Here is a 3,109-nt window from a genome sequence, read left to right on the forward strand (position 1 = left end):
GCAGGGTGGCCATGGTTTGCCCTCCTTGTTCACATGCGGTCTCTGAATGAAGAGTCCCGGCAAAAGCTGTTTTCTCATGTCACGATGGGGATATAGGGTCAACGCATGGAAAGGATCCCCGTTTTTGGATCTCACGCTCTTCCCGAAGCTGGCGGTTCTCCCGTCGAAGCCACCGTAGCTCCACCCGCTCCACCGTCGTCAGCCCGTCCTCACGAAGATCCTCGTCCCGATCCGCCTGCCGAACCCATGTGCGGCGCGGGCGGCCTAATCGTCACCTTGGTCAAGCTGCTGTAGCGCCGCATGCATCTACACGTCGTGCATGTCGCCGTTTCCCTCTCTTGAGAGCGGGCGACCGAACCCTCCCGCTGGAGGATAACCGAGTGCGCAGTAGTTGTTTCTCAGGCCCGAAGCGCACGCCGGACCGTCACCGCGTTTTCCTCCGGCCCCCGTTCATCGCTGCCGCACATTTGCACGGCGGGGCTTTTGCCCAGACAAGCTTCGTCCTCGAAAGTTTGGAGGGTACGATCACCGGGGCGGCGACCAACAAGAAACCTGGTTCCTCGGACTCATGCACACGCGAACTCTTGCATAAAAATCCCTCTAATCGCACCCCAAATGAGTCCAAGCGCGCCTCCGATGAACCCTGCGGTCTGATACCCGCGCACAGCATTGTACATGGTACTTGCCAACCAAGAGGAGCAATTGTCTTTCACCCAGCAATACAGGTGCCTGTCTGCACACTCCATAAGACGAGCCTCGGACTCTTTCGGCAACCGCATCTTTTCTCTGATGATCTGGTACAGAGCATCATGAACCAAAGAGGCTTCCATAGCGCAAGGGACATCTGGGCCGTACGTTACTCCATCCCAAGCATAGTCCGGATAGACGGTAAGGTGCCCCTTATGCATCTTCGCCAGCACCTTGCCGTTGTTCCGCTTGACCATGAACGTTTGATCGACGCTGTTCATGCACCCCAGCAAGACATAGCGCCCCTTCTCTGTGACTCTATACTTCTCGTTGCCAGTCTTTCCCGTCCTGGTGTACTTCATGAATCTTCTCCTTCACGACGTGGTCGACCGCGTCGCGTGTCAAACATAGGACGCGGCGTAAGTGACTTCCAGTGCTCCGGTTTCGTAAACCATGCGGGCAGAGCGGTGAAGTCCTAAACTTGCTGGAAATTGGAAGGGGGTGCATCCTGGTTGAGGATTCACCAACCGGCGCCGGTAGAGGCCGGCGCCACAAGGAGGCACCCCATGGCGAAGAGAGTACCGGGATCGATGCGCACGCGCAAATCCCTTTCGGAGTTGATCGAAGGACGACTGTCGAGTGCGGACGGGAGGGGCGAGTTGGTGAAGCTTGCGACGCGTCTGATCATCAAGGAGGCGTTGGAGGCGGAGAGCCGCGATGCTTTGGGTCGGGAGTACTACGAGCACGGGGCGGCCGAGGGCCAGGGCTGGCGCAATGGGGTGCGCACGGGGCGGCTTAGGACGACGGAAGGGCTGGTAGTAGACTACGCGGCGCCGCAGATCACCGGGAACGAGGAGCCGTTCCACTTGGAGATCCGGGACACCCTGAAGGGGCACACCCAGGCGTTGGAGGACCTGGCGGTGGAGCTTCTGGCGCGGGGCCTATCGGTGCGCGACATCGAAGACGCGTTTAGATACGAGAGCGGTCGGTCGTTGCTGTCGCGGACGGCGGTGTCGGAGATCGGCGAGCGGCTATGGGCAGACTACCAGGAGTTCGCCAACCGCGACCTAATCGCCTAAGGAGGCTTCACCGAAGTCGAGTATTGGTTCCGCACGGAATAGTTCCTCGCCACCAAGGCCGATATCGAAGCGCTGCAGCATAAAATCAAGGCCGAAATTGTTAGGGTTAAGGCCCCATTGTGTTGACACCCTGCGGCAGGAAAGCAAGGCCAGCGCTAGGGCGTCGATGCAGGCACAGAAGTCCTCCGACACGAAACTACCGCGACCATTGCGACGGTGAAGGCGGACCTTGTGAAATGGCTGTTCGGCGGGGTGATCGCCCAAGGACCCACGCGGCCCCGAAGGCATTACAGATCGCGATTCTGCGCCGTGGAGCGACACGGATGCGCCGGGTGATGAGCACTCCTGGGGTAAGCCTTCGCTCGTGCCGTGATGATCCAGACGGTTGAAGGGGTGGAGAACGGTTACTGTGCGCAGAGAACGATGAGTTGCGCGCACCTACTGTACTGCTGGCCGAGAATTCCACGGTACCACCGAAGGGTTACCGAGTCACCGACTAACCCATCGACTCATCGCTGGAAATCTACATCACCGCGCGGTCGGTGTTGTCCCTGGCGTGACGCGGCGGCGGCCGAAACCTCGGAATGCACCGGCCCTGGCCTGATACATTCCCGCGCGCGCGCACCACAGCCTTGTTGACGCCGGCCAACCCCGCAGTTATCAAGAACCCTCAATCAACAACCAAGCGACTTCTCCAAAAGGAACAGAGCATGAACTATCGAAGGACCCTGAAGCTTGCCGCGGCATCGGCCGGACTGATGGCGCTCAGCCTGCTCGCACCCCAGTGGCTCCCGAACGGATCGCAGGTCCACGGCCAGGAGGCCGCCAAGGGCCGGCCCGCCGTAAAGTACGTTTTCACGGTGGACTATCCCCTGGACGGCAAGGACAAGTATATCGCGTGGGTGAACAGCGTCGCCAAGCGCCTTACGGCTCCTGCCGAAGTGCGGCGCATCACCTCCTACGACAGCTATTTCGGCGACTCGCCGCACCGCGTCGTGGAGTTCGAGTTCGACAGCATGGAAGACGCCGGCAAATATTGGTCGAACGAGAAGGTCAAGGCCGTCTTCGAGGACGTGACCGAGTACGGCGTCAACGGAAGAGTCCAGGTATTGATATTGCGGAGTGACTACTTGCCCAAGTAGCGCCCTGGTGTGGTGTCTGGTAGTTGTCGGCGGATCAGAACGGCAGGCTGCGCTTCCTGGCCGTATGGCACGGCTTGCAACCGGGTACGACACTCCACAGGCCGCGGCCGCATGCCTGGCCGGGTCGTGTCCTCTTCGGTCAGCAACTCCGGTCTCTACATCGGGTAGACCGTCCCGTTCCCGCACAGATGCCAGTACTGG

The 3,109-nt window shown here is 60.1% G+C and carries 3 protein-coding genes; 2 read left to right on the forward strand and 1 reads right to left on the reverse strand.

Features of this window, described 5'->3' with window-relative positions; genetic code table 11:
• Positions 1-566 precede the first annotated feature (566 nt).
• A complete protein-coding gene (locus tag OXU42_03995; protein MDE0028552.1) occupies positions 567-1,049 on the reverse strand; it encodes a hypothetical protein in 483 nt (160 codons plus the stop codon).
• A 204-nt stretch (positions 1,050-1,253) separates the two neighbouring features.
• Between OXU42_03995 and OXU42_04000 the strand changes: the two genes are divergently transcribed.
• Entirely contained in the window at positions 1,254-1,766 is a 513-nt protein-coding gene (locus OXU42_04000) for a transposase (protein MDE0028553.1), read from the forward strand.
• Positions 1,767-2,476: 710 nt separating this feature from the next.
• Positions 2,477-2,908 (forward strand): hypothetical protein, encoded by a 432-nt coding sequence (locus tag OXU42_04005; GenBank protein ID MDE0028554.1) that lies wholly within the window; start codon positions 2,477-2,479, stop codon positions 2,906-2,908.
• Positions 2,909-3,109 lie beyond the last annotated feature (201 nt).

It is taken from the genome of Deltaproteobacteria bacterium (assembly GCA_028818775.1).
Lineage (GTDB): Bacteria > Desulfobacterota > Binatia > UBA9968 > JAJDTQ01 > JAJDTQ01.

Bases quoted from the DNA above. Each gene is read 5' to 3' on its own strand.
- OXU42_04000 (MDE0028553.1), top strand. From the start codon at position 1,254: ATGGCGAAGAGAGTACCGGGATCGATGCGCACGCGCAAATCCCTTTCG.
- OXU42_03995 (MDE0028552.1), bottom strand. From the start codon at position 1,049: ATGAAGTACACCAGGACGGGAAAGACTGGCAACGAGAAGTATAGAGTC.
- OXU42_04005 (MDE0028554.1), top strand. From the start codon at position 2,477: ATGAACTATCGAAGGACCCTGAAGCTTGCCGCGGCATCGGCCGGACTG.